The organism is Burkholderia sp. Ac-20392 (assembly GCF_017104585.1).
Taxonomy (GTDB): domain Bacteria; phylum Pseudomonadota; class Gammaproteobacteria; order Burkholderiales; family Burkholderiaceae; genus Burkholderia; species Burkholderia lata.
Genome location: NZ_JAAGPB010000497.1, coordinates 1 through 5,795 on the forward strand (window position 1 = coordinate 1; position 5,795 = coordinate 5,795).

Genomic DNA, 5,795 nt, shown 5'->3' on the forward strand with positions numbered 1-5,795 from the left:
TCCGGGCGCGGCGCTGAACGTGGGCGGCAACGTCACGTTCCAGCCGGGCTCGACGTTCCAGGTCGCGGCCTCGCCGCAGCAGAGCGGCAGCCTCTCGGCAAGCGGCACGGCGACGCTGAACGGCGGCACCGTGCAGGTGCTCGCGAACCAGAGCGGTTACCAGCCGAGCACGACCTACACGATCGTGACCGCGACGTCGGGCGTGCAGGGCACATTCAGCCAGGTGAATGCGAACTACGCGTTCCTCGCACCGACGCTCAGCTACGATCCGGATCACGTGTACCTGCGGCTGGTCTCGAACGGTTCCGCCTTCCCCGATGTCGCGACGACGCCGAACCAGCGTGCGGTCGCGGCCGCGCTCGGCGGGCTCGGCGCGGGCAATCCGCTGTACGACGCGATACTGACGACCGATGCGACGACCGCACGCCGTGCATACGGGCTGCTCGACGGCGAACTGCAGGCGAGCCTGAAGAGCATGCTGCTGCTCGACAGCCGCTATGTACGCGACGCGGTGACGGATCGCGTCCGCCAGGGCCTCGCGCCCGGATCGGGCCCGCTCGCCGCGCTGTCGTCGGGGGGCGCAGCCTTGTGCGGCGACAACACGGCCGGCGCGGTCGACCCGACGCTGCCGCCGGAACGCCGGATCGGCTCGCGCGACGGCTGCTACGGCGGCACGCCTTACCAGCCGGTCGTCTGGGGGCAGGCGTTCGGCGGCCGCAGCCGGCTCACCGGCGACGGCAATGCGTCGACGATCAACCGCAGCATGACGGGCTTCATCGCCGGTGCCGACATGGCGCTCAACGACAAGTGGCGTGCGGGTCTGGCAGCAGGTGTCACGCACAGCTCGCTCGACAACGACCAGAGTTCGTCGGCGTCGGTGAACAGCTACTACCTGTCGCTGTACGGCGGCGCGCAGTACGGCGCGCTCGGCGTGCGCGGCGGCGCGTCGTACACGTGGTACCGGATCAACAGCGACCGTTCGCCGGGCTTCGCGGGCTTCTCCGATCACGATTCGGCCGGCTACGACGCGAATTCGGCCCAGGTGTTCGGCGAAGTCGGTTACGCGCTGCCGGTCGGGCCCGTGGCCATCGAACCGTTCGCGGGCCTCGCGTATGTGAACCTGCATACCGACGGCTATACGGAAACCGGTGGCGCGGCCGCGCTGCGCGCCGGCGGCGAGACGACCCACGTCGGCTTCTCGACCCTCGGCTTGCGCGCGGCATCGCAGCTCGGCTCGATCGCGAGCGGCACGTTCACCGCGCGCGGGACGGTCGGCTGGCGGCATGCGTTCGGCAACGTGAGTCCGTCGTCGTCGTTCACGTTCGCGAATGGCGGCACGTCGTTCCAGGTGTCGGGCGTGCCGATTGCTCGCGACAGCGCCGTGCTCGAGGCCGGGATCGACGCGAACATCACGAAGCGCCTGACGCTCGGCCTCACGTACAGCGGCCAGTACGGCAGCGGCGTGCGCGACAACGCGATTCTCGGCAACATCCTGTGGAAGTTCTGATCAGCGACTGAGGTGCCTGCGCGATGCCATGCGGCGACGACAACGTCGCATGGCATCGCGTCTTTTTCCTCGCTGCGCACGTTCCCCGTTCTGGCCTATCCTGTGCGAAACACGCGACGCGCCGCGCGTTGCGACCCGACACAGGAGCATCGATGCCGAATCACGCTGAAGCCACGACGACCCAGGCGCCGCAAGTCGCGCCTGCTGCCCCGACCCCGGCGTCGGGCCCCGCATTCATCGCGCCCGAAGCCGATCCGCAGGCCCTGGCGCGCAACAACCAGTACGTCCTGAAATCCGGCGATGCGTTCGTGGTCAGCGACGCGCTCGGTGACATCGGCGGCCATGACGACGGCCTGTTCGTCGACGACATGCGCGTGCTGTCGAAGTGGCGCCTGACCTTCGGCGGCCGCGCGCCGTCGCTGCTGTCGGGCGCGACGAGCGCCGACAACGCGTCGTTCACCGCCCACCTGACGAACCGCCCGCTGCCGCCGCTCGGGGGCCACGAAACGCCCGAGGGCGTGATCCACATCGAGCGGATGCGCGTGCTCGCGGGCGACGTGCTTTACGAAGCGCTGACGCTGACGAACTACGGCGCGAGCGAAGCCGAGGTGCCGCTGTCGCTGTCGTTCGCGGCCGATTTCAAGGACATGTTCGAGGTGCGCGGCACGCAGCGCCCGAAGCGCGGCACCGTGGTGGCGCCGCGCGTCGACGCGGGCGCGGTGCGGATGCGCTATGACGGCCTCGACAGCGTCGAGCGCAATGTGACCGTGCATTTCTCGCCGGCGCCTGACGCGCTGTCGGTCGATCGTGCCGACTACACGCTGACGATCGCCGCGCAGGCCTGCGTGTCGATCTACCTGACCGTCGATGCGACGCTCGGCCCGGTGCATGCGGAAGGGCCGGGCTGCGGCCGCGTCGCGCTGCGCACCGCGCTCGTCGGCGTGCACCGCGAGATGCGCGCGCGGCGCGAATCGATGGCGCGCGTGAACACCGGCAATCCGCTGTTCGACGCGTGGCTCGATCGTTCGCTCGCGGATCTCGGGCTGCTCACGACCCAGCTCGACACGGGGCCGTACCCGTATGCGGGCATTCCGTGGTTCTCGACGCCGTTCGGCCGCGACGCGGTGATCACGTCGCTGCAGATGCTGTGGCTGCAGCCGTCGCTCGCGCGCGGCGTGCTGCGCTTCCTGGCCGAGCATCAGGCGCGCGAGACTTCCGCGTTCCGCGATGCGGAGCCCGGCAAGATCATGCACGAGTTCCGCCGCAGCGAGATGGCCGCGACGGGCGAGGTGCCGTTCGCGCTGTACTACGGCGGGGTCGATACGACGCCGCTGTTCATCGTGCTCGCGGGCGCGTACGTCGAACGTACCGGCGACGATGCGCTGATCGACGAGCTGTGGCCCGCGCTCGAGCGCGCCGCGCAATGGGTGATCGACAAGTGCGACCGCAATCCTTACGGACTGCTCGATTACCAGCGCACGTCGGAGCGCGGCCTCGCGAACCAGGGCTGGAAGGACAGCCACGATTCGGTGTTCCACGCGGACGGCCGCTTCCCGGACGGCCCGATCGCGCTCGTCGAAGTGCAGGCGTATGCGTGCGCGGCGCTCGATGCGATGTCGATGTGCTCGCACCGGCGCGGCCACGCGGCCGATGCCACGCGCTATGCCCTGCGCGCGAAGACGCTGCGCGAGCAGGTCGACGCGCTGTTCTGGATGCCGGAAGGCGATTTCTACGGCATTGCGCTCGACGGTCATGGCGACCTGTGCCGCGTGTTCGCGTCGAACGCGGGCCACCTGCTCGCGTTCGGGCTGCCCGACGCCGAGCGCGGCGCGGCGGTCGCCGGCGTGCTCGGCTCGACGCTGTTCCAGACGGGCTGGGGCATCCGCACGCTCGCGGCCGGCCAGCCGCGCTTCAACCCGATGGCGTATCACAACGGCTCGGTGTGGCCGCACGACAATGCGCTGATCGCGCGCGGGCTCGCGCGCTACGGCGACAAAACAGCCGCGGTGAACCTGCTGCGCGCGCTGTTCGAGGCAGCGGTGAGTTTCGAGATGCGGCTGCCCGAGCTGTTCTGCGGGTTCCCGCGCCGGCGCGGCGAACCGCCGACCGCCTATCCGGTGGCCTGCCTGCCGCAGGCGTGGGCGGCCGGCGCGCCGTTCATGATGTTGCAGGCTTGCCTCGGCGTGAGCATCGACGCGTCGCGCCACGAGGTGCGCGTCGAGCGCCCGGCGCTGCCGGAAGGCGTCGACTGGCTGCGGATCGACGCGTTGCGCGTCGGTGACGAAACCGTGTCGCTCACGTTCCGTCGCGTCGACGGCCAGGTCGTCGCGTCGGCGGAGCAGCCGGGCCGCGTGAAGGTAGTCGCGGTGCTGTAGCGCGGCGCTGCGCGAACGTTGCGCGATGTCGCGCCACGTTCGCGCGCAGCGGCATAGAATCGTGACATGACCCTTGAACGATGGCGGAGGTAGACGATGACGACCGACAACCGGCCCGACGACAGCGAGCACAAGCTCGAGAATCTGGAAGCGGCGGTCGACCACCTGCACAAGTCGATCGAATCGCAGAGCATCGCGGTCGGCGCGGCGAAGGGCATCCTGTTCAGCCTGATCGAAACGCTCGGCGCGCTGATCGGCGATCCCGACCTGCCCGAGCATGCGCGCTCGGGTTACGAGGCGCTGCGCGACAAGGCGAGCGAATTGCGCGGCGGGCTCGACCGGCATTGAGGCCTGGGTGGCGCCGGCGCGTGCCGCACGGGCTGCGCCGGCGTTGCCCGATTCTGCAGATGAAGCACAAAACCCCGTGCGCTCAATGAGTTAGGTGGCCGGTACGCAGGATATCCACAAGCTTGCCAACACAATCTGTGGAGAACCGTCCGGCCTTGAATCGGGTGCGGCGCGGGCCGTGCGAAAGCCCCGGCGCTGCCACAGGGTTGACCTCGCAAGGTCCATGTATTGAATCCCCTTTTGTATCAGGGTGTTACGCGCCGCGCTGGAAGGATATCCACAGGCTTGCCAACATATTCTGTGGACAACTCGCAATCGATTGCGTCGCGACAGTTGAGGATCGGGCTGCCGGAGGCCGGCTCGCGAAGCCCGTGAATACAGGCTGCCCGATGTCTGAGTCGGCGCGTTAATTCGTGCGCGATCAAGGGTTTAGGTCCCGGGTACCCAGGATATCCACATCCTTGCCAACACTTTCTGTGGACAAGCCGGGCCGTGTCATTCGGCCTGCGCCGTAGCCGCCGCTTCGGCCACGATCCAGTCGCGAAAGAGTGTCATTGCCGGCGTGAGCGGCTTCGACTTCAGCGAGGTGAGCCAGTAGCCGCCGGCGCGCACGTCGATGTCGAGCGGCCGCGCGAGCAGGCCGAGCTGCAGTTCGCGCGCGAACATGCACGCCGGTGCGAGTGCGACGCCCGCGCCCTGCATCGCAGCCTCGACCATCAGCCGCGACGAGTCGAACACCGGCCCGTTGACCGCCCACGGTGCGAGCTGCGCCGCATCGAACCAGCCGTGCCATTCGTCGATGCGGTACGAGCGCAGCAGCGTTTCGTTCGCGAGATCGGCTGGCTGCGAGAGGCGCCGCGCGATGTCCGGCGCGGACAGCGCGGTGAGCGGCGCGTCGAGCAGGCGCTCGTTGCGCGTGGTCGGCCAGTTGCCTTCCCCGAAGCGGATCGCGAAGTCGAGGCCCTCGGCGGCAAGGTCGACGACGTTGTTGTTGGTCCGCATCCGCAGCTCGACGAACGGGTGCGTGTCGCCGAACTGCTTCAAGCGCGGCATTAGCCAGCCTATGGCAAAGGTGCCGACGACGCCGAGCGTCAGCACCTCGTGGAAGCGCCCGCCGTCGAACTGCTTGAGCACCGTCTCGATGCGGCTGAACGCGTCGCTCAGCACGGGCAGCAGCGCGCGCCCCTCGTCGGTGAGCCCGAGGCCGCGCGGCAGCCGCGTGAACAGCGTGCAGCCGAGCCGCTCTTCCAGCGAACGCACCTGCTGGCTGACCGCGGCCTGGGTCACGCTCAGCTCGAGGCCGGCGCGCGTGAAGTTCAGGTGGCGCGCCGACGATTCGAACGCGCGCAGTGCATTGAGCGGAAGATGAGGGCGGAGCTTAGTCATAAGAAATTCTTTTGTCAGCGCTCAATTATCGTTGCTTGTCAGGCAACCGTAAAGTCCCGATAGTGCTGTCTCGCCGGCCGGGCGCGTTCAACACCATTTCGCTCACATTCCACCACGAGACAACCGACATGACCTACTCATCGAAACGTCGAACCCTGTTGCTGGCCGCTGCGACGGCG

Annotated in this window: 4 protein-coding genes; 3 read left to right on the top strand and 1 reads right to left on the bottom strand. The window is 68.6% G+C overall.

Translation table 11 applies throughout. The features are described 5' to 3' along the window. The 3 genes from G3N99_RS33045 to G3N99_RS33055 form a co-directional block, all read left to right on the top strand. The coding region (locus G3N99_RS33045) for an autotransporter domain-containing protein (protein ID WP_206124472.1) at nt 1-1,507 on the top strand (1,507 nt) is incomplete at its 5' end. A gap of 152 nt (nt 1,508-1,659) precedes the next feature. After that, nucleotides 1,660-3,882: an amylo-alpha-1,6-glucosidase gene (locus G3N99_RS33050; RefSeq protein ID WP_174936856.1), complete on the top strand. Its 2,223-nt coding sequence runs from the start codon at nt 1,660-1,662 to the stop codon at nt 3,880-3,882. A gap of 96 nt (nt 3,883-3,978) precedes the next feature. Next, complete coding sequence (locus G3N99_RS33055; RefSeq protein ID WP_011354368.1) at nt 3,979-4,230, top strand: hypothetical protein; 252 nt, start codon at nt 3,979-3,981, stop codon at nt 4,228-4,230. Between the two features lie 495 nt (nt 4,231-4,725). Here the strand turns inward: G3N99_RS33055 and penR are convergent, their stop codons facing one another. Then, the gene (gene penR / locus G3N99_RS33060; protein WP_206124473.1) at nt 4,726-5,616 is read right to left on the bottom strand and encodes a beta-lactamase transcriptional regulator PenR; all 891 of its coding nucleotides are present in this window, start codon (nt 5,614-5,616) and stop codon (nt 4,726-4,728) included. Nucleotides 5,617-5,795: the final 179 nt, after the last annotated feature.